The sequence below is a fragment of the Gordonia sp. NPDC003424 genome (assembly GCF_053588655.1).
Genome location: NZ_JBSFQJ010000009.1, coordinates 183,031 through 203,526 on the forward strand (window position 1 = coordinate 183,031; position 20,496 = coordinate 203,526).

Sequence of the window (20,496 nt, forward strand, 5' to 3'; positions counted from 1 at the left end):
CAGCAGGATTCAGAACGGCGGTGGCGGGCCCTCGTGGTGACGCTTGTGGTTACGGTTCCTCTCTGCCCGTCGGCGGGCGTGCTTGTTCGCCGTCCGAGTCCGGGTGCGGGTCGGCCGTGGGATCGGTGGGGGCGCATCCTGGGGTGGGGCTTGGGGCCGGGCGGTGAACCGGATACGGCGCAGGCCGGGGAAGAGGTCTTCGAGGGTTTCGGCCTCGCCGGGGATGACCAGCCCTTCGGGGGTGATCGTTTCGGTGCACAGCCGGCCGTCATGGTCGCGCCCCATGTCATCGAGCCACTCGCCGAACGTTTTCAGCAAGTGCCAGGGCCGACATTTCGGGTTCATGTTCTCCGAAGTCGTCTGCCCACCCGCGGCCGGATCATCGTGGTCGTACTCGGCGACATGATCGCCATCGCACTGCCAGGCACTCGTCCCGCAGCCGGGTTCGCTGCAGTAGCCGTGCCGGATGCGCATGAACTCATTCAGCGCGGTACTGGACCGGTACGGGTCCGACGGGATCGACCCGGGCAGCATGAACGACCCGTCGGGGTCCATCGGGGTGCCCGGCGGAACCAGATACGAGATCCGGGCATCCGGGCGGTTCGCCAACTCACGCACATGCTCGTCGTCGATGACGCCGTGTCCGTCCATGAAGCCCGGGTTGTTCGCTCGACCGGCCAGGGTGGCTTCGTCGCACACGACGTGGATGACCACCCGCGGCGCTACCGGTACCAGCGCCGTCGACGCCGCGGGACTGTCGGTGACGGTGTCGCCCCTGGTGTCGGTGTCGGTGGTGAGGTCGAGGGTGGGTGTGGTGACTGGGCAGTCGTCGCGTCCGCATTCACACGCGAACTCGCTGGCACTCAGCAGCGCGAACTCGGCATCGGAGAGTCGCTGGTTCTTGGTGCGGCCGTCGTGCTCACACACCCGGCCGGCGACCGCCTCGATGTTCGCGTAGGCGATGCGGGCGTTCTCCGCGGACATGACCGCGGCAAGTTCGGCGGTGCCGTCGCCACGGTTCTCCACCCACACACCACGCTTGTCCAGGGCGTCCTTGCGACGCTCGCGCACCGCGTCGGGGTCGTGGCGGAAGATGATCCGGTCGACCATGTCCCGCAACCGTTGGGTGGAGTAGGTGCCGGCGCGCAGTCGTTGGGCGATCTCGGCATCGACCTGCGGGCTATAGGACTGGCCGTCGATCAGGTCGGTGTCGAGAATGATCTGTCGGGCCTGGTTGGGGCTGATCACCCCGTCGCCGAGACATTCGAACACCTCCCGGAGCCGGTCACGCAGGGCGATCGCCTCGGTGAGCAACCGCTCGGCCCGATACCGGGTCACGGTGAGCACCTGCGCGATGCGGGTGGCGGCGTCGGCGAATCCGTCCACGACGAACCCGTCGGTGTCTTCGCGGGCGGCGACATACCGATCGTAGAGGGTGGCGGCGTGCTGGTACTCGCGGTAGGCGAGATAGGACTGTCCGCGATGCATCTCGCGCATCCCGGTGAGCAGATCGGTGGTCGGCGCCGCCTCGACGTCGCCGGCCTCGACCCCACCGGTGTAGGCCGCCGGCAGCCCACGCCACACCGACGGTGTGGTGGGCGAACCGGCAGACGCGGACACGACGAGCCTTTCAGAGATGCGGGCATGACTGCAGGACAACCACATTCATCTCTGACTCGTGCACCACCCGACAGCGCGGTGGTGCGGCCCCTCGTTCTCTTTTTCCTGCTGACAACAACCTATAACAGGGGTACGACAAGAATCGTCGGCGTGCGCGGTCGTCTCGACTTCGACAAGCTCAGCCCGGCGGATTCGCCCACTCGCTCCGCTCGCGCGCTCATCCGAAGAGTCGCCACACCCCCCTGATCGAGCAAGGGAGGAGCTTGCGACGACCGCATCGAGATCGATCAGCGAAAAGGGCTGCGCCTCTTCCCAGCCCACGCTGGACGCCTGCGGCGGCCCAGGTTACTCACTCGACCATCGGGAGGCTTGCCCGATCATCGGGTCTCGGCGTACACAGATGACTTCCCCGCCGCGCAGCCGATTACCGCTGATCGAGTACGGATCCGAGGGTAGTGAGGCGCCGCATCATCCGGCGGGTCGAGTAAGCGCGGCGACGAAGGAGCCGTGCGCGTCGAGACCGAGGTCCTCTGGCTGACATCAAGATCCTCTGTGTGACAACGAAAGTGGTCTCGATGCGCCGCCTCGCTTCGCTCGGAGGCTTACTCGACCATCGAAGCGGGGAGTCCTCGCCCATCGGACCGGAGTCCTCGCCCATCGACGGGAGGAGCCCGACCATCGAAGCGGGGAGTCCTCGCCCATCGGACGCAAGTCCCCGAACATCGGACGCCGCGTCGAGATCGACCGGCGGAACCAGGCGCCTCTCCCCGGCCGGCGTCGACCACCTGGCAGAATTGTGTCCCATGGCCAACGACGCAACCGTGGATCTACCCGCCTACCTGGAGCGTGTCGGTCATCACGGCGACGTGACACCCACCCTGGAGACACTCGACGCCCTCATCGGCGCGCATCTGCGTCACATCCCGTTCGAGAGCATCGACCCGATGATGGGGATACCGGTCGAGCATCTCGATGCAAAGAGCCTGCACGACAAGATGATTGCACAACGGCGTGGGGGCTACTGCTACGAGCAGAACGGCCTGTTCCGATATGTGTTGTCCGCGATCGGTTTCGACGTCGAGCTTCTCGCCGGCCGAGTCGTGTGGGGCCGTCCGCCGGGCGGGTCGATTCCCGCGGAAACCCATCAACTACTACGGGTCCACATCCCGGGCGACACACAGCCCTATCTCGTGGACGTCGGCTTCGGCGGCCAGACTCCCACGCAGGCACTGCGTTTCACCACCGGTGACAGACAGGCAACCGACCTCGATCCGTTCCGGATCGTCACGTGCGACGACGACCGCTATCTGCGGCTCGACTCCGAGGTCGCCGGCAGGTGGCGCCCGGTCTACTTGTTCGGCGACACACCGCGACCCGACATCGACAGTGTCGTCGGCAGCTGGTACGTCTCCACGCACCCCTCGCATCCGTTTCGTACCGGCCTGAGCGCGTCGATCATCCACGACGACGCCCGCTGGAATCTGCGCGGCCGCCACCTCGCAATCCACCGTCCGGAGGCGGCCAGCGAGACCCGCGATCTCGATACCGCCACCGAGGTCCTCGATCTGCTGACCGAACGCTTCGGCATCGACCACTCCGGCATCACCGGCCTCGAAGCCCGAGTCGCCGAGGTCCTCGACAACTGAGCTCGATCGTTGGCGGCCTGTCACCCGAGTCGAGTCAGCCCTCGATGTCCGCCCATCCCGGGTATCGCGCACACAAGTCCTCGGCATGTTGTACGAAAGAGTCGACCGCGGCACGATCGCCGGCTGCCGACCACACCAGCCCGAAATCGCGAACCGCGCCCTTGTCGGTAAGGGGGATGCTCACCGCATGTGCGTGAGCGATTGAGTCGGCCGGCACCACGCCCACTCCGAGTCCACCCGCGACATAGTTCGCGACCGTCAGCCGATCGTCGGCCTCAACGACGATCCGTGGCACGATTCGTGCTGCAGCCCAAAGGTTCTCGACCACCTGCCGCGAATGGTAGCGGCCGTCGAGCACGATGAAACCCTCGTCGGCCACCTCTGCGAGCGAGGCCGATTCGCGACCGGCAAGTCGATGCGACGGTGGAACGAGGAGCACGAACGCCTGTTTCCCGAGCCGTAGCCAGCGGAATCGGCGTGGAGGTCGGGGTGCGGTCACGGCCACATCGACGTCTCCGGTCTCGATGTCACGCAGGACCGCGGAGGTGGACATCTCGCGATGGGCCACCGAGGTTGTCGGGTGGTCGCGCAGATAGGCCGGGACGAGTTCACACACCACGGACGGCCCCAGCGACCGCAGGAAGGCGATCGTCAGTCGAGTGCCGGCATCCGCACCGGTCACGCGCCGGATGGCCATATCCATACTGTCGACGGCGGACGCCGCGGCATCGGCGAGGGCCCGCCCCTCGTCCGTGAGCCGCACGCCACGTCCGTCCTCCTCCACGATCGTCACGTCGAGCGCATCCTCCCAACGTCGGATCGCCCGACTCATCGTCGGCTGGCTGGTCCCGGCCCGAGAGGCCGCCCCGGTAACCGATTCCTCGATCCGCAACGCCGCGAGCTGCACCAGGCCCGGCGCCAAGACGCGTATCGCCGATTTCTCATTCATCATTGAATGAGTATAGGGGCTGGGTGCTGGTGTGGGCAGCACGATCTGCGCGACAGTTGGACGGTCCGCATCACCACGCCGAAGGAGACCGATGTGACCACCGAAGCAACGGCCACCAGAGATCGACGTGCGTCCGCGGACCGGTCCTGGACGACCCGCCGCGACCGCAAGCGCCGCCGCCTGTCCGCCGCCTCGTCGATCGCGAACGGTCATGTGGCGCCCACGGAATCGATCGTCCGGTTGATCGAGGCCGTGGTGGAGTCCGGTGACCGCGTCGCGCTCGAGGGCAACAATCAGAAGCAGGCCGACTTCCTCGCCCGATCGCTGAACCTCGTGGACCCCGATCGGATCCACGACCTGCACATGCTCATCTCGTCGATCTCCCGCCCCGAACACCTCGACCTGTTCGAATGCGGGATCGCCCGCCGGATCGACTTCGCCTTCGCCGGACCACAATCCGCGCGCGTCCCCGCCCTCATCGCGGACGGGACGATGGAGGTCGGCGCGGTGCACACCTATCTCGAGCTGTACGCGCGGATGTTTCTCGACCTTGCTCCCGACGTCGCCCTGGTCGCCGCCGAGGCCGCCGATGCCGCCGGCAACCTGTACACCGGAGCGAACACCGAGGACACCCCGGCAATCGTCGAGGCCACCGCATTCCGCGACGGCATCGTCATCGCCCAGGTGAATCGCCTCGTCGACGACGGTCAGCTCCCCCGGGTCGACATTCCGGCCGACTGGGTGGATTTCGTCGTGGTCGCCGACCGGCCGTTCGACATCGAACCCCTCTTCACCCGCGATCCGCGACTGATCACCGACGTGCACGTGCTGCTGGCCATGCTCGCGATCCGTGGCGTCTACGAACGGCATCAGGTCACCTCCGTCAACCACGGCATCGGGTTCGACACCGCCGCCATCGAACTCCTGCTGCCCACGTACGGCGAGCGACTTGGATTGCGCGGCAAGATCGCAACGACCTTTGCGCTGAACCCACACCCCACCCTCATCCCCGCCATCGAGAGCGGCTGGGTCGAGACGGTGACCTCGTTCGGCGGCGAACTCGGCATGGAACGCTACGTCGCCGCGCGCCCCGACGTGTTCGCCACCGGACGCGACGGCACGCTGCGGTCGAATCGCATGGCCGCGCAGACCGCCGGCCTCTACGCCACCGACATGTTCATCGGGTCGACCTTGCAGGTCGACGCCGAAGCGAACTCCTCGACCGTCACCGCCGACCGGCTCGCCGGCTTCGGCGGCGCCCCGAATCTCGGCAACGACCCCCACGGCCGTCGTCATGCCACTCCCGCATGGATGAGCCTCGTCGAGGGAGAAGGGCGGCTCGGCGTGCACCGCGGCCGCAAACTCGTCGTCCAGATCGCGGAAAGCTACGGCACCGGCGGGGTCCCGAAATATGTCGAACGTCTCGACGCCGTCGAGGTCGGCCGGAGCGCCGGAATGCCGCTCGCCCCGGTGATGATCTACGGCGACGACGTCACGCACCTCGTCAGCGAGGAGGGCGTGGGGTACCTCTACCGTGCGCGCGATCTCGAGGAGCGTCGACAGGTTGTGGCCGCACTGGCCGGAGCCGGACCGCTCGGAGCCACCTCCACTCCTGCGCAACGTGACCGGCTGCGTCGCGACGGTGTGCTCGCCACACCCGGTGACCTCGGCGTACGACCTGCCGACGCCACCCGAAAGATGCTGTCCGCCTTCAGCATCGAGGACCTCGTTCGATGGTCCGGCGGTCTGTACGACCCGCCGGCCCGGTACCGGAGCGCGTGATGGTCACCGCGACAACGCTTCTGCGCTCCGACGAGCGCAGCGATGAGGATCTCGCCGACGCCGCGATCGCGGCCCTGGTGGCCGAGGCCGAACTCACACCCAAACCTGCGCTCGTCGACGGCCGCGACAGCGGCGTGCATTCCGACATGGACCTCGCCATGATGCACCGATCCGCGCACGCCCTGCGCGACACCTTCGTGCGACTCGCCCGAATCGGCCACACCGTCGACGACGATCGTGCACTGCGTATCCATCTCGCGGCGGCGGGCCGCGACGGTGAGCACGCGATGATGACGGCCACCGGCGGTGTCAACACCCACCGTGGCGCGATCTGGGCGCTCGGACTCGCGGTCGGTGCCACTGCGGCCACGAGGAGCAACGTTCCTTCCGAGATCCTGACGAAGGTCGCCGCCATCGCCGCGCACGACGACCCCGCCGGGCAACACGAGAGCGATCGTCTCGGCGCACGTGCGCGCGCACGGTATCGCGTCGGTGGCGCTATCACGGAGGCGCGCAACGGATTTCCGCACGCAGCCGCGGCCCTGGACCAGCTGCGCGCCTCACGGGACCACGGCCGGCTCGAACATCACGCCCGACTGGACGCACTCCTGGCCGCGATGAGCGGTCTACAGGACACCTGCCTTCTCGCGCGCGGCGGACTTCCCGCCCTCGACACCGCGCGTCGCGGCGCACGTTCGGTGTTGCGCCACGGCGGCGTCGGCACGTCGGCCGGCGCACGTGCACTCGACTCCCTGGACCGCCGGCTCTGCGCGCTCGGCGTCTCGCCCGGGGGCAGTGCCGATCTGCTCGCCCTCGCACTGTTCCTCGACCACCTGGAGGCACCATGCAATCGTTGACGCTCACCTTCCCCGCACACGCGGAGCTCGAGCGGCCCGTTCACGTCGGCGTGGTCGCCTCCGGCGATCTGGAGATCCTGATGACCCCTCGCCTCGGCGGCGAGGACGCCCGGGTCGAGTTGCGCACCAGCGTCGACGGTTTCGACGACCTGTGGCGCCGTGTCCTCGAGCGGACGCTGCGTGAGCACGCGTTCGCCGCACGCTACGAGATCAACGACTTCGGCGCCACGCCCGGCATGGTCACCCTCCGACTGGCCCAGGCCGCCCAAATCGCCCGGAACGGAGACACCGGTGAGTAGTCCTCTGACGCAATGCCTTCCGTTCACAGAGCTGACGGCCCGCGACCGCGTCCGATCGATTCTGGACCCGGGAACCTTCCGCGAACTGCTGGGTCCGGCCGATCGCGTCGAGTCCCCGCACCTGCCGATCCAGGGCATCGTGCCGCAGACCGACGACGGTGCGGTCATCGGACGCGGCACCATCGACGGGGTCAGCGCCGTGGTCGCCGCACTCGACGGCCGATTCCAGGGCGGCGGAGTCGGCGAGATCTCCGGGGCGAAGCTCGCGGCCGCGCTCGAACGGGCCGCCGTAGACCTCGCCAGGGGCATCGACATCCGCGTCGTGCTGGTCCTCGACACCGGCGGAATCCGTTTGCAGGAAGCCAATCTCGGGCTCCTCGCGATCGCCGAGATCCATGCGGCGCTCGTCGAGCTCCGCCGTGGCGGCCCGGTCGTCGGCGTGATCGGCGGACCGCTCGGATGCTTCGGCGGGATGGGCATCGCCGCCGGCCTCACCAGCCATCTCATCATGACCCGCAATGCCCGCCTCGGCCTGAACGGACCCGAGGTCATCGAGAGCGAGGCAGGCGTGGATGAACTGAATGCACGTAACCGCCCACTCATCTGGTCGACGATCGGCGGCACACAACGCACGTCGACGCGTTTCGCCGAGATGCTGGTCGACGACGAGGCCGATCGGGTCGGCGACGCAGTCCGCGCGGTGTGGACGACACCGTCGAATCCGGGCCCGGCCCGGGCCGACCAGATCGACCGCGGTCTGCGGATCGTGGCCGCCGTCGACCCCGTCGAACGTCCCGATCCCGCCCGGTTCCGCACGCTTGTCGAGGAGATCGACCGATGACCACCCCACCCAACTCATTCGGATATGCATGGTTCGACGCGCTCGTCGCGGACCGTCTGCGGGCCGAACCGGCGAGTCTGCTCTCCGGGACGTACCGCACCGAATCCGCGGCATCGGCCGCGATACTCGCCGTCACTGGGGACCCGGCCGCCCGCTACCCCCGGGCGCGGCGCGGCGAGGTCGGCCTGGCCGAGGGATGGGCAGTCGCCGATGCGATCACCCGGGTCATCGACGACGACGCGTCCCGCACGGACAAACGTCCGGTCATCATGGTGATCGACGTGCCGAGCCAGGCATACGGCTACATCGAAGAATTGGCGGGTATCCATCAGTCGCTCGCCGCGGCCGCGAACGCCCTCGCCAGCGCACGCCTGGCGGGCCATCCCACCATCGGAGTGATCGTCGGGCAAGCGGTTTCAGGTGCCTTCCTGGCGATCGGTCTGCAGGCCGGGCGGTTGCTCGCCCTCGATCACGACGGTGTGGTCGTGCAGGTCATGTCCAAGACGGCCACCGCTCGCATCACCCGCCGCACCGTCGATGAACTCGACGCCACCGCCGAGCTGGTACCGGCCACCGCGTACGACATCCGGTCGTTCGCCCGCCTCGGCGCCCTGCACGCGCTGCTCTCGGTGGAGGATCCGTCGTCACCGTCGGTCGACGACGTCCGGGTGGTCCGCGCGGCCATCGATACCGCGATCGACGACCTGCGGGTCACCGGCGACCGCACCCTGCGAACCCGGCTGACCTCGGACGCAGCCCGCGACCAGAGGGCAGGATCGACTCTGGTCCGTGAGCGGATAGACGCGCAGTGGACGCTCTGACGCCGCACCCACACGACCTGCTGCGCCTGATGTCGGCGACGGCGCTGCACTGCGATGACCCCACGCGGACGGCACGTGCCCGCGCAGCGGCCACGATCGGTCCCGACCCGTGGGTCGTCGTGCGGCGCGCCGACGCCGGTCCTGGCCGGGTCGCGGTGGGCGTCCGGGGAGCGACGCGGGCCGAACGCTACGCGGCCGTGGTGCCCGTGGGCGCGGTGACCGAGGTGGTGGCGCCGTGGGCGATCGCGACAACACCGGCTCCGGACCGGCGACATCTGCCGGCGTTGCGCACGTTGGACCGGTTGCGCAGCTCTGGGGCACTCCAGGGGCTTGCCGAGCGCTGGGGTCCGGGCGGCAGCGTCGGCTTCGAACTCGTGACCGGGGCACCGGCGGTCGCCGAGGGCAGCGATCTCGATCTGGTCGTCGACGCCCCGACACCGCTGTCCCGCGACGCCGCGCACGACTGTCTCGCCGTGCTCGACGGCTGCGGTGCACGAGTCGACCTCCAGGTCGCCACCCCGCTCGGCGCCTTCGCACTCGCCGAATGGCTCCGGCAGGACGGCGGGCCGGTCGCGCTGCGCACCGGCACCGGCCCGGTCTTGACCAGTCGCCCGTGGGGATGACGGTGCGATGAGCGCCGCTTTCGTCTTCCCCGGCCAGGGAGCCCAGCAACCCGGCATGCTCCACCGACTGCCGGCGGCGGGTGCGGCCGTCCTCGCCGAGGCCGCCGAGGTCTTGGGTGCCGATCCCCTCGAGCTCGACACCGAGGCCGCACTCGCCTCCACCCGGGCGACGCAGTTGTCCATCCTGCTGACCTCGGTCGCCTGGGCTCGTGAACTCTGTTCTGCCGGAGCCCGTCCCGATCATCTCGCCGGCCACTCGGTGGGACTCTGGGGTGCGGCGGTGATCGCCGAAGCCGTCGACCTCGGTGACGCCATCGGGCTCGTCGAGCTTCGCGGCACCGCGATGGCGTCGGCCTCCCCACCGGATGCCGCCATGGTCGCCGTCGACGGCATCGGTGTCCTGGCCGCGGAATCGGCTGCGGCACAAGCTCGAGCAACCGGGAACCGGGTGTGGGTGAGTACGGTGAACTCGCCGCTGCAGGTGACGATCTCCGGCCTGGCGGCCGACGTCGATGCGCTGGTGCCGCATCTGCGTCACCTCGGGGCGCAACGGGTGCGGCGTCTCGCGGTCGCGGTACCCGCTCATACCCCGCTGCTGATCCCCGCCGAGACCGCCCTGCGGCAGGCGCTCGCCGACACTGACCTCCGACGGCCCGCGATCCCGTTGGCAGGCAACATCTCCGGGCAACGAATCGTCACGGCGGCCCAGTTGCGCGCCGAGCTCAGCGCCGGTGTCACCCGGCCGGTGCAGTGGTCCAAGGCGATGCAGATCCTGTCGGATCGCGGAGTCCGCTGTTTCGTGCAGCTGCCGCCGGGGCGATCGCTGGTCGGACTGATGCCCGATGGCGCGGAGGTGGTCGTCGCGGAGGAAACCGGCGCGGCCGAAGCCGCCCGGCGACTGGCGACGTTCGGTCGCCACTGAACCGCCCCTTTCCGGGGCGCCACAGTCAGGCCCTCGAGAACTCCGATGCCCGCGCTACCTGCTCGGCGGTGATCGCCATCCCGGTGTACCGCTCGAACTGCCGCGCGGCCTGCAGGGCGATCACCTCGGCTCCGGTGATCACCTGCTTGCCCGCCGCGCGGCCCGCGCGGATGAGTGGCGTCTCGGCCGGAAATGCGACGACGTCGAAGACCACGTCGGCCGCGGCCACCGCGTCGTCGGAGAACGACTGTGTGTCCTCGTCGGCACCCCGCATGCCGAGGGGCGTGACGTTCACGACGACCGGGGCGCCGGGCGCCGGGTCCTCCACGCTGTGCCGGTAGCCGTACTTCTCGGCGAGCGCGGCACCGGCTTCGGCGTTGCGGGCCAGCACGGTGACGTCGTCGAATCCGGCGCCGCGAAACGCCGCCACCACGGCCTTACCCATGCCGCCCGATCCGCGGATGACCACCGACGACGACGGGTCGACGGCGTGCGAGGCGAGCAGCGATGCCACCGCCTCGTAGTCGGTGTTGGACGCGGTCAGGCGGCCGTCGTCGTTGACGATGGTGTTGACCGATTCGATCGCCGTCGCCGATTCCTCCATCTCGTCCACGAGCGGGATCACGGCCTCCTTGAACGGCATGGACACCGAACAGCCGCGGATGCCGAGCGCCCGGACACCGCGGATCGCACCCTCGATGTCGTCGGTGGAGAACGCCTTGTAGATGTAGTTCAGCCCGAGTTCGTCATAGAGAAAGTTGTGGAAGCGCGTCCCGATGTTCGACGGTCGGCCGGACAGCGAGATGCACAGGGTCATGTCCTTGTTGAGGATCGGCATGTGGCGAGCCTATCCGGCCGGGACTGTGCGCGGTGCGCAGTAGCCTCGAATCATGACGATGCACAGTCGGCACCTGTCGGTCGTGATTCCCGCTGCCTCGGCCGACGAGGTGTACGCGTTCGCGGCAGACCCGGACAACCTGCCGAGGTGGGCCGCCGGTCTCGCCGCGGGCGTGCGTCGGGTCGGCGATGTCCTCGTGGTGGACTCCCCCATGGGTGAGGTCACGGTCACGTTCGCACCGGCCAACGACTTCGGCATACTAGACCACGACGTGACGCTCCCGGACGGGACCGTGGTCGCCAATCCCCTCCGCGTTCTCGCGCACCCCGATGGTGCCGAAGTGGTGTTCACCGTTCGGCAACGCGACCTCACCGACGAGCAGTTCGAGGCCGATTGTGCTGCGGTAGAGCGGGATCTGGCGGCGCTGGCGGCTGCGGTTGTCGGGTGAGAACATCGACCGGCTGAGAACATCTGCGGCTCACCGGGTTTCGACTCGATGCTCCGCTGGCGCTCCGCATCGGCTCAACCGGCGGGGGGAACGATCCCGCCAGCGCTCCGCATCGGCTCAACCGGCGGGGGGAACGACCCCGCCGGCGCTCCGTATCGGCTCAACCGGCGGGGGTTACTTGCCGAAGCCCGCGTCCCGCAACGCCTGGGCCATCGATCCACTCGGTGCCGGCCGGTTGTCCCGCCGTTGGTTGCGATCACCACCACGCTGCCCCCGCTGACCACCGCGATTTCCGCCGGACTTGCCCTGTCCCGCAGAAGGTTTCGCCGGCTTCCCACGTCCGGGCTCGTCGTTGAGCCGCAGGCTCAGCCCGATGCGCTGGCGATCGACGTCGACATCGATGACCTTGACCCGCACCACCTGGCCCGAACGGACGACCTCGTGGGGATCGGAGACGAACCGATCCGACATCGCCGACACGTGCACGAGCCCGTCCTGATGGACGCCGACGTCGACGAACGCCCCGAAGGCCGCGACGTTGGTGACCACGCCCTCGAGGACCATGCCGGGCTTCAGGTCGGCGACCTTCTCCACGCCGGCGGCGAAGGTCGCGGTGGCGAAGGCCGGTCGCGGATCGCGTCCGGGCTTCTCGAGTTCGGCGAGAATGTCGGTCACGGTCGGCACACCGAACCGGTCGTCGGCGAACTCGTTGGGCCGCAGCCCCCGCAGGGTGCGTGTGTTGCCGATCAGCTCGGCGATCGGCATCCCCGAGGAAGCCACGATCCGCCGGACCACCGGGTAGGACTCGGGATGCACACCCGACGCGTCGAGCGGATCCTCCCCGTCCCGGATGCGCAAGAACCCTGCGCACTGCTCAAAGGCCTTGGGGCCCAGACGCGGAACATCGAGCAGCCCCTTGCGACTGCGGAACGGGCCCACCTCGTCGCGGCGTGCGACGATCGCCGCGGCCAAGAATGGAGTGACGCCCGATACTCGGGACAGAAGCGGCACCGACGCCGTATTCAGGTCCACACCAACCGCATTCACCGCGTCCTCGACGACCGCATCGAGGCTGCGCGCCAACGTCGTCGGCGTGACGTCGTGCTGGTATTGGCCGACACCGATGGATTTCGGCTCGATCTTCACCAGCTCGGCCAGCGGATCCTGCAGCCGGCGCGCGATCGACACCGCGCCGCGCAACGACACGTCGAGTTGCGGCAGCTCGTTCGACGCATACTCGGACGCCGAGTACACCGACGCACCCGCCTCGCTGACCATCGCCGCCACCGGTGGCGTGGCGCCGGACGCGCGGATGTCGGCGATCAGTTCCTTTGCCAGCGCGTCTGTTTCGCGCGAGGCGGTGCCGTTACCGACGGCGATCAATTCGACGCCGTGGCGCGCGACGAGAGCCGCGAGAACACCCTTGGCCTGATCCCACTGCTTCTGCGGTTGGTGAGGGTAGATGGCGCACGTGTCGAGCACCTTGCCGGTGGCGTCGACGACGGCCACCTTGACACCGGTGCGGAAGCCGGGGTCCAGGCCGAGGGTGGCGCGGGTGCCGGCGGGAGCGGCGAGCAGCAGATCCTTCAGATTGGTGGCGAACACCGTGACGGCGTCCTCCTCGGCACGCTGCCGCAACCGAACCCGCGCCTCGATCGACGCCGACACCATCAGCTTGGTGCGCCAGGCCCAGCGCGCGGTGCCCACCAGCCACGGGGTCGCCGGGCCGTTGTTCGAGGCGTCGATGCCCAGGGTGGCCGCGACCATCGCCTCGTAACCGTCGTCGTCACCGCCGTCGAGGGTCAGCGTCAGCGCGTCCTCCTTCTCGCCGCGCAGCACCGCCAGGACACGATGCGACGGCATCTTCTCCAGCGGCTCGGTGAAATCGAAGTAGTCGCGGAATTTCTGCGCCGCCGGTGTGTTCGCAGCGGCCTCCGAGCGCGCCGCGGTGCGCATCGACCCGCCGGCCCAGAACTTCTCCCGGATCGCGCCAACCAATTCGGCATCCTCGGCGGCGCGCTCCACCAGGATCTGCCGGGCACCGTCGAGCGCCGCCGCGGCGTCGGCGAATCCGTCGCAGGTGAACTCGGCGGCCGCCTCGTCCGGCAGCAGGGACGGGTCGGCGAGTAGGCGGTCGGCCAGCGGCTCGAGGCCCGCCTCGCGGGCGATCTGCGCCTTGGTGCGTCGTTTCGGCTTGTACGGCAGGTAGATGTCCTCGACGCGGGCCTTGGTGTCGGCGGCCAGCAGCGCGCCGCGCAACTCGTCGGTGAGTTTGCCCTGCTCCTCGATCGAGGCGAGCACGGCGTCGCGGCGCTCGTCGAGCTCGCGCAGGTAGCGCAGCCGCTCGTCGAGGGTGCGCAGCTGGGCGTCGTCGAGGCTGCCGGTGACCTCCTTGCGGTAGCGCGCGATGAACGGGACGGTCGACCCCTCGTCGAGGAGTTTCACCGCCGCCGCGACCTGCGATTCACCGACCGACAGCTCCTCGGCGATGCGGGCATTCACTGACTTCACGGCAGTACTCGAATTCACTCGCAGCACCCTACCGAAGCGGTCGGACACGCACGCCTCCTCGGGCGGTGCGTGTCGCCCACGCGCCCGGCGCCGGTCAGAATTCTTCCCATGTGGCCGGGTCCTGCCCCTTGTTGCGCCCATCCGGGCGTCCGAGCGCGGTGATGCGTGCGACCTCGTCGTCGGTGAGCGTGAGATCCACGCCCGCGAGGTTTTCGGTCTGCCGCGAGGGTGAGGCGGCTTTCGGCAGTGGGATCGCGCCGCGGGCCGCGGTCCAGGCCAGCACGGTCTGGCCGGGTGTGTAGCCGTTGACCTGCGCGATCTCGGCGATCACGGGGTCACCGAGCAGGTCGTTGCCCTGTCCGAGCGGGCTCCATGCCTCGGTGATGATGCCGTGCTCGGCGTCGTAGGCGAGCATGTCGGCCTGCGGAAACCGCGGATGCAGTTCGATCTGATTGACGACGGGCAGCACACCCGTCTCGGCCGCCAGGCGGTCGAGGTGGGCGGGCAGGAAGTTGCACACGCCGATCGCCCGCACCAGTCCGCGCTTACGCGCCTCGATGAGTGCCGTCCACGCCTCGACGTACTGGTCGACCCGCGGGTTGGGCCAATGGATCAAGTAGAGGTCGAGATAATCCAGGCCGGTCCGGTACAGACTCTCCTCGATCGTGACGATGGCCTCGTCGTAGGCGTGGTGGCGTCCGGGCAGCTTGGAGGTGACGATGAGATCCTCACGCGGGACCGACGCGGCGCGCACGGCACGTCCGACGGCCCCCTCGTTCTCGTAGTTGAACGCCGAATCGATGAGCGTGTATCCGTTGTCGATGGCCCGGGTGATCACATCGACGCCGTCCGCGCCATTGCACTTGTAGGTGCCGAATCCGATGGCGGGCAATGTGAATCCGTCGTGGGCGGTGTGCACTGTGGTCACAGGTTCTCCGGTTTCGTCGACGCGGTGGGACTCATCCAGGGTGCCACCCGAGCGCCGGGCCGAGACGAGTGGCCATGTCCGAGATGATCTGCGCGTAGTCCGGGGCGTCGAAGGAGAACGGCAACGCGAACGCGACCTCGACGGCACGCTGGAATCCGGCGTGCTCATACAGGCGGGCGGCGAGTTCCTCGGACGGGCCGACCAGATCGGGCGCGAACAGCAGGCCACGAGGGCCCTGCGGGGTGAGTGTGCGCTCGAACCGGGCCGCGGCGTAGTCGGTGTACTTGCGCACCTGGTCGCGGGTGGCGGTGTCGGTGGGGATGACGACGAGACCCTGCGAAACCCGCGCCGACTCGGGGTCCGGGTGATGGGCCCGGTAGGCGTCGATGTGTTCGGCCTGAATCGTCGCGAAGTCCCGCGACGCGGTGCCCTCGATGGTGACGACCGACGACGTTAGGTAGTTGAGGCGGTTCTCGGCCGCCCAGATCGCCGACGCCAGTCCGCCGCCGTACCAGACGCGGGACGCGAGTCCCGGCGATTGTGGCTGCACGCGCCGGGAGAAGACCTCGATACCGATGGTGCCCTCGAAGTCGCTGAGGGGTTCACCCCGCAAGCAGTCGAGCAACCGGGTGACGCGATTCTTGGAGAAGTCCTCGAGGTCGTGGGTCTCCGGATAGAGCGCCATCTTGTAGTTGTCGTAGTGCATCGGAGTCCCCACGGACACACCGGGATTCACTCGTCCACCGGACAGGAGGTCGACGGTCGCGAGATCCTCGGCCAGCCGCACCGGATTCTCGACGCCGAGCGGGATGACCGCGGTGCCGAGTTCGATCCGGCTGGTGCGCATCGCGGCGGCGGCCATGACCGCGACCGGCGACGAGATGCCGAACTGGAAGTGCCGGTCGCGCAACCACACACTGTCGAAGCCGAGGTCTTCGGCTCGCGCGATCACGTCGAGGGTCTCGAGATGCCCGGCCCTCGGATCGCGTTCGTCGAAGCGTCCGATGGTCAGGAAGCCAAGCTTTCTCAGGCGTTCACCGGCGCGCGGCATCGGTCCTCCTGCCAGGTCTCGCCGGCGGCAACCCGTGCAGCGCGGTGATCAGATCCGCGACGTCCTCGGGCCGCTCGGCGTAGCCGGGGAAATAACAGCAGACCTCGGCCGACTCGGCCCCGAAACGCTCACCGATCTGCGCGGCGCATTCCTCGGACGTGCCGACCACGCCGATGGTGCCAACCATCTCGTCGGTGATCAGCGCCCGCATCTCGGCGAACCGGCCGAGCTTCGAGAGCCGATTGAGTTCGGGCTGCACGTCACCCCACCCGTGCACCTCCAGGACCGGTCGGTAGGCCGGTGTGGACCCGTAGAACGCGATCAGCATGGCGACGCCGTCAACGGCGGCCGCCAGGTCGGCCTCGGTACGCCCCACGGCTACCATCGCCTGGGCGATCACCTCGAAGTCGGTGCGGGACCGGCCCGATCGTCGCAGACCGTCCTCGATCGACGGCAGCGTCCGCTCGGCGAAGTGTCGGCCGCTGTTGAACGGCATCACGAGCAGACCGTCGGCGACCTCGGCCGCGGTACGGGTCATGATCGGACCGAGCGCACCGAGGAGGACCGGAGGCGGCCCGAACGGGTTCGGTCCCGGGTCGAAGTTGGGGGTCATCAGCGTGTGCGTGGTGAACTCACCACGAAAATCCAACGGCGCGTGTCCTTCCCACGCCTCGAAGATCGCCGTGATCGCCCGGACCCACTCGGCCATCCGCGCGGCCGGGCGTCCCCACGTGCTGCCGTAACGCTTCTCGATGTGCGGACGGATCTGCGACCCCAGGCCCAACCGGAATCGTCCACCGCTGTAGACCTGCAGGTCGTAGGCGGCGTGCGCCAGGTGCAATGGACTGCGCGGCCCGGCGATCGCCACGTTGGTCATCAGGTCGAACTCGGCGCGTCCGGCCGCGACGACCAGCGGGAAGAAGACGTCGTGCGGCCCTTCGAAGGTGAACAGCCCATCCGCGCCCAGCGCGGCCAACCCATCCACCGCCGGCAGCACCGCCGACGGTGATCCATCAAGCAGCACATGCACTTTCACGCGCGATCCCCGGGTGTCACAGGTAAATCACCTGACCGAAGAGGGCCGTCTGCACGATCTCGTCAGCGACGTACCCATCGATCGAGTCGGCGTCGGTGCCCGGGTGCACGGTGACGTAGCCGGCGAGGGTGACGGCGAGGGCGTCGGCGTCGAGCTGGTGGCGCGCACCGCCCAACTCGGTGATCGCCGCGGTGGTGCCGTCCCAGTCGTCGACCGTGGCCCAGTGCGCGATGCCGCACCCCTCCACCGCTTCAACGACGACACGCTGCGCGATCTGCCTGTACACGGCTCGATGCTACGACGGCGAGGCGGCCGACGCGCCCGACCGCACCGGTGCGTCCCGTCAATGCGGTGATTCTCCTCCCGCGAGTGTCGTCGCGGCGCCACAATCGTGTCCATGGCCATATCGTTAGCCGCAGAAAACGCTGGGCAGTTCAGTCCGTTGCACGGCGGCCCGCAGCGATGACCGCGCCGGCGCAAGCACCCGTGGAGGCGATCGACAAACGCCGACTCTGGTCCATCTTCGGCGGGCTGATGCTCGCGATGCTGCTCGCGGCACTCGACCAGACAATCGTGTCGACCGCACTGCCGACCATCGTCAGCGATCTCGGTGGCGCCGAGCACCTGAGCTGGGTGGTGACCGCCTACATGCTGGCGACCACCGCGACCACCCCGCTGTGGGGGAAACTCGGCGACCTGTACGGACGCCGCAATCTCTTCATCGCCTGTGTGGTCATCTTCCTGGTCGGCTCGGCGTTGTGCGGCACGTCGACGTCGATGATCCAGCTCATCGGCTACCGCGCGCTGCAGGGTGTGGGCGCCGGCGGTCTGATGGTGTTGGCGCAGGCGATCATCGGTGATGTCGTCCCGCCCCGCGAACGAGGCCGCTACCAGGGTGTGTTCGGCGCGGTCTTCGGTCTGGCCAGTGTCGCCGGCCCGTTGCTCGGCGGATTCTTCGTCGACAATCTGAGTTGGCGGTGGGTGTTCTACATCAACCTGCCGATCGGTGTGGTGGCGCTGATCGCGGTGATCCTGGTGCTGCCGTCGACGTCGGCACACAGCAAACCCTCGATCGACTACGCCGGCATCTTCCTGCTCGCCGCGACCGCCACCTGCATCGTGCTGGTCACCAGCTTCGGGTCCCTGTGGGGCTGGGATTCGACCCGCATCCTGTTGTTGATCGCGCTGGCCGTGCTCGCCGTCGTCGCCTTCGTCTTTGTCGAGCAGAGGGTTCCGGAACCGGTGATGCCGGTGCGGCTGCTCACGAACCGGGTCTTCGCGACGGCCTCGACGATCAGCTTCGTCGTGGGCTTCGCGATGTTCGGTGCCATCACGTTCCTGCCGATGTTCCTGCAGTCGGTGCAGGGCGCCACCGCCACGTCGTCGGGCCTGCGCATGATCCCGATGATGCTCGGATTGTTGATCACCTCGATCGCCAGCGGCCAGATCATCAGCCGCACGGGGCGATACAAGATCTACCCGATCCTCGGCTGCGCGATCTTCACCGTCGCGCTCTACCTGCTGTCGACCATGGACCGCGACACCTCGAACCTGATGACGAGCACCTTTCTGTTCATCCTGGGTGTCGGGCTCGGCATGGTGATGCAGGTGCTGGTGCTGGCGGTGCAGAACGCGGTCGAGTACCGCGATCTCGGCGCGGGAACCAGTGGGGCCACCTTCTTTCGCACGATCGGCGCGTCCGTGGGTGTCGCGGTCTTCGGTGCCGTCTTCAACAGCCAGCTCACCTCGCACCTCGAGGGCACCGCACCACCGGACGCGGTCGGCCGCTGCTCCGCCGACGTGCTGCAATCGTCGACGCTGACGCTGCCCAGTTGTTCACGCGCGGTACAGGAATGGTTCCTCGACGGGTTCACCGACGCATTCCACATCGTGTTCCTCGTGGCCGTCCCCATCGGCCTGTTGGCCTTCGTGCTGTCGTGGTTCCTGCCCGAGGTCGAGTTGCGCACGGCCACACGCACTCCCGACCCGGGCGAATCGTTCGGCATGCCGTCGGAACGTTCCTCCCTCGAGGAGTTGCGGCTGCAGATGTGGCGCACCCTGGGCCGCGAGGAGCGGCTGCGCATCTGGGAGATCGTCGTCAAAGCCGCCGGCAGCGACCTGTCGCGCGGCGAGGCATGGATGGTCAGCAGGGTGGACGAGGAGGGCTCGCGCACCATGGAAGAGATGTCCACCGCCTCGCACACACCCATCACCCAGATCGACGAGATCGCGCGATCGCTCGCCGATCGGGGCATGGTCACCGTCGAGGGCGACGTCGTGAGAATCGCACCCCCGGGTGAGCTCGAGTCGAACCGCCTCCTCGAGGCGCAGCGGGAACGGTTGCGCGCGTTCGTGTCCGACTATCCCGGCAGCGACCAGGCGGACGTCGAGAAGATGCTCGACGAGATCGCGCAGGCGTTGCGCGACGAGGCACCCGCCTGACCGGAGGTTCGGTTGGGCGCGGGGTGATCAGACCGTGCCCCGTACCGCCCATGCCCGTGCCGGCAGCGTGAAGGACCGATCGGCGTCACCCACCAGGCGTTGCCGGAGTCGCGCCCGTAGATCGTCGCGCTGCGACGGTGACAGCGATCGTGTCATCGTCCCCGCGGGTCCCTGGCCGGACTCGAACGGCTGCCAATAGTCGTCGAACGACGTGAATTCCAGGTCGATGGTGAGTGGTCGTTCGGTGACCGCGCGCAACCCGTGCCCGCGCCACAATCCGGCCAGTTCGCCCGGTCGGCACAACGGCATTCGACGCTCATCGCGCTCCTCGGCCCCGGGCGCGATCTCACACGCCTCATCCCAGAAGGCGCGCAGCATGCCCATTCCGTCGCCGTAGTCCCAGACCGCGCCCGCGATCACACCGCCGGGGCGGGTGACCCGGATCATCTCGGCGAGTGCGCGCGCCGGTTCCGCGACGAAGTTCAGGACGAGCATCGACAAGGTCCGGTCAAAGGTGTCGGCCCCAAACGGTAGGTCCTCGGCTGCGCCCGTCACGAAGCGCACCGACCCGTCACGGGAGCGCTGCCGCGCGACCTCGATGAAGGTGTCGGACGGATCGACACCCGTCACCGTCACACCGTCGATGTCGGTGGCCGCCGATGCCAGCGCCCCGGTACCGCACCCGACGTCGAGCAGTGTGCAACCGTCGTCGACCTCCGCAAAGGCGAGGAACGGCAGCGCGAGCCGTCGACTCCAGCGGCCCATGAACCGCTCGTATCCGTCGCTGTCGGAGAACATCATCCACCGTGCCGTCGTCTGTGCCTGACTCCGCATGCCTGACTTCGCATGCCTGACTCCACCGTAGGACTCCCGGTGCCATAA

At 68.5% G+C, this 20,496-nt stretch carries 19 protein-coding genes; 10 read left to right on the plus strand and 9 right to left on the minus strand.

Going from position 1 to position 20,496, the window contains the following annotated elements; genetic code table 11:
- Positions 1–9: 9 nt before the first annotated feature.
- Positions 10–1,665 carry a DUF222 domain-containing protein gene (locus ACWDTI_RS15530; protein ID WP_449738992.1) on the minus strand — a complete coding sequence of 552 codons (1,656 nt, stop codon included), beginning with the start codon at positions 1,663–1,665 and terminating at the stop codon, positions 10–12.
- Positions 1,666–2,423: 758 nt separating this feature from the next.
- Between ACWDTI_RS15530 and ACWDTI_RS15535 the strand changes: the two genes are divergently transcribed.
- Positions 2,424–3,266 (plus strand): arylamine N-acetyltransferase family protein, encoded by an 843-nt coding sequence (locus ACWDTI_RS15535; RefSeq protein WP_449738993.1) that lies wholly within the window; start codon positions 2,424–2,426, stop codon positions 3,264–3,266.
- A gap of 34 nt (positions 3,267–3,300) precedes the next feature.
- Here ACWDTI_RS15535 and ACWDTI_RS15540 read toward each other — a convergent pair whose 3' ends face one another.
- Positions 3,301–4,218 carry a LysR family transcriptional regulator gene (locus ACWDTI_RS15540; RefSeq protein ID WP_449738994.1) on the minus strand — a complete coding sequence of 306 codons (918 nt, stop codon included), beginning with the start codon at positions 4,216–4,218 and terminating at the stop codon, positions 3,301–3,303.
- Between the two features lie 90 nt (positions 4,219–4,308).
- Here ACWDTI_RS15540 and mdcA point away from each other — a divergent pair, with 90 nt between their 5' ends.
- The 7 genes from mdcA to ACWDTI_RS15575 are packed head-to-tail and all read left to right on the plus strand — an operon-like array spanning position 4,309 to position 10,360.
- A complete protein-coding gene (gene mdcA / locus ACWDTI_RS15545; protein WP_449738995.1) occupies positions 4,309–5,997 on the plus strand; it encodes a malonate decarboxylase subunit alpha in 1,689 nt (562 codons plus the stop codon).
- Complete coding sequence (locus ACWDTI_RS15550; protein ID WP_449738996.1) at positions 5,997–6,854, plus strand: triphosphoribosyl-dephospho-CoA synthase; 858 nt, start codon at positions 5,997–5,999, stop codon at positions 6,852–6,854. The genes mdcA and ACWDTI_RS15550 overlap by 1 nt, the downstream gene beginning before the upstream one ends.
- A complete protein-coding gene (gene mdcC / locus ACWDTI_RS15555; RefSeq protein ID WP_449738997.1) occupies positions 6,842–7,153 on the plus strand; it encodes a malonate decarboxylase acyl carrier protein in 312 nt (103 codons plus the stop codon). Before ACWDTI_RS15550 ends, mdcC begins: the two co-directional genes overlap by 13 nt.
- A complete protein-coding gene (locus tag ACWDTI_RS15560) occupies positions 7,146–7,994 on the plus strand; it encodes a biotin-independent malonate decarboxylase subunit beta (RefSeq protein WP_449738998.1) in 849 nt (282 codons plus the stop codon). Before mdcC ends, ACWDTI_RS15560 begins: the two co-directional genes overlap by 8 nt.
- Positions 7,991–8,815, plus strand: a complete 825-nt coding sequence (gene mdcE / locus ACWDTI_RS15565) for a biotin-independent malonate decarboxylase subunit gamma (RefSeq protein WP_449738999.1) — start codon at positions 7,991–7,993, stop codon at positions 8,813–8,815. The genes ACWDTI_RS15560 and mdcE overlap by 4 nt, the downstream gene beginning before the upstream one ends.
- Positions 8,803–9,438, plus strand: coding sequence for a malonate decarboxylase holo-ACP synthase (locus tag ACWDTI_RS15570; protein ID WP_449739000.1), 636 nt, complete (start codon positions 8,803–8,805; stop codon positions 9,436–9,438). The genes mdcE and ACWDTI_RS15570 overlap by 13 nt, the downstream gene beginning before the upstream one ends.
- Before the next feature lie 7 nt (positions 9,439–9,445).
- Entirely contained in the window at positions 9,446–10,360 is a 915-nt protein-coding gene (locus tag ACWDTI_RS15575) for an ACP S-malonyltransferase (RefSeq protein WP_449739001.1), read from the plus strand.
- Between the two features lie 25 nt (positions 10,361–10,385).
- Here the strand turns inward: ACWDTI_RS15575 and ACWDTI_RS15580 are convergent, their stop codons facing one another.
- Positions 10,386–11,198 (minus strand): shikimate 5-dehydrogenase, encoded by an 813-nt coding sequence (locus tag ACWDTI_RS15580; RefSeq protein ID WP_449739002.1) that lies wholly within the window; start codon positions 11,196–11,198, stop codon positions 10,386–10,388.
- A 58-nt stretch (positions 11,199–11,256) separates the two neighbouring features.
- On the opposite strand from ACWDTI_RS15580, the gene ACWDTI_RS15585 reads away from it, so the two are divergent.
- Positions 11,257–11,646, plus strand: a complete 390-nt coding sequence (locus ACWDTI_RS15585; protein ID WP_449739053.1) for an SRPBCC family protein — start codon at positions 11,257–11,259, stop codon at positions 11,644–11,646.
- Positions 11,647–11,820: 174 nt separating this feature from the next.
- Here ACWDTI_RS15585 and ACWDTI_RS15590 read toward each other — a convergent pair whose 3' ends face one another.
- The 5 genes from ACWDTI_RS15590 to ACWDTI_RS15610 form a co-directional block, all read right to left on the minus strand.
- On the minus strand, positions 11,821–14,175 hold the full coding sequence (locus tag ACWDTI_RS15590) for a Tex family protein (protein ID WP_449739003.1): 2,355 nt from the start codon (positions 14,173–14,175) through the stop codon (positions 11,821–11,823).
- A gap of 76 nt (positions 14,176–14,251) precedes the next feature.
- Positions 14,252–15,085, minus strand: coding sequence for an aldo/keto reductase (locus ACWDTI_RS15595; protein WP_449739004.1), 834 nt, complete (start codon positions 15,083–15,085; stop codon positions 14,252–14,254).
- Between the two features lie 31 nt (positions 15,086–15,116).
- Complete coding sequence (locus ACWDTI_RS15600) at positions 15,117–16,136, minus strand: LLM class flavin-dependent oxidoreductase (RefSeq protein ID WP_449739005.1); 1,020 nt, start codon at positions 16,134–16,136, stop codon at positions 15,117–15,119.
- On the minus strand, positions 16,120–17,172 hold the full coding sequence (locus ACWDTI_RS15605) for a TIGR03617 family F420-dependent LLM class oxidoreductase (protein WP_449739006.1): 1,053 nt from the start codon (positions 17,170–17,172) through the stop codon (positions 16,120–16,122). The genes ACWDTI_RS15600 and ACWDTI_RS15605 overlap by 17 nt, the downstream gene beginning before the upstream one ends.
- Before the next feature lie 16 nt (positions 17,173–17,188).
- The gene (locus ACWDTI_RS15610; protein ID WP_449739007.1) at positions 17,189–17,458 is read right to left on the minus strand and encodes a hypothetical protein; all 270 of its coding nucleotides are present in this window, start codon (positions 17,456–17,458) and stop codon (positions 17,189–17,191) included.
- A gap of 176 nt (positions 17,459–17,634) precedes the next feature.
- Here ACWDTI_RS15610 and ACWDTI_RS15615 point away from each other — a divergent pair, with 176 nt between their 5' ends.
- The gene (locus tag ACWDTI_RS15615; RefSeq protein ID WP_449739008.1) at positions 17,635–19,614 is read left to right on the plus strand and encodes a DHA2 family efflux MFS transporter permease subunit; all 1,980 of its coding nucleotides are present in this window, start codon (positions 17,635–17,637) and stop codon (positions 19,612–19,614) included.
- Between the two features lie 27 nt (positions 19,615–19,641).
- On the opposite strand, the gene ACWDTI_RS15620 is transcribed toward ACWDTI_RS15615, so the two are convergent.
- On the minus strand, positions 19,642–20,448 hold the full coding sequence (locus ACWDTI_RS15620) for a class I SAM-dependent methyltransferase (protein WP_449739009.1): 807 nt from the start codon (positions 20,446–20,448) through the stop codon (positions 19,642–19,644).
- Positions 20,449–20,496: the final 48 nt, after the last annotated feature.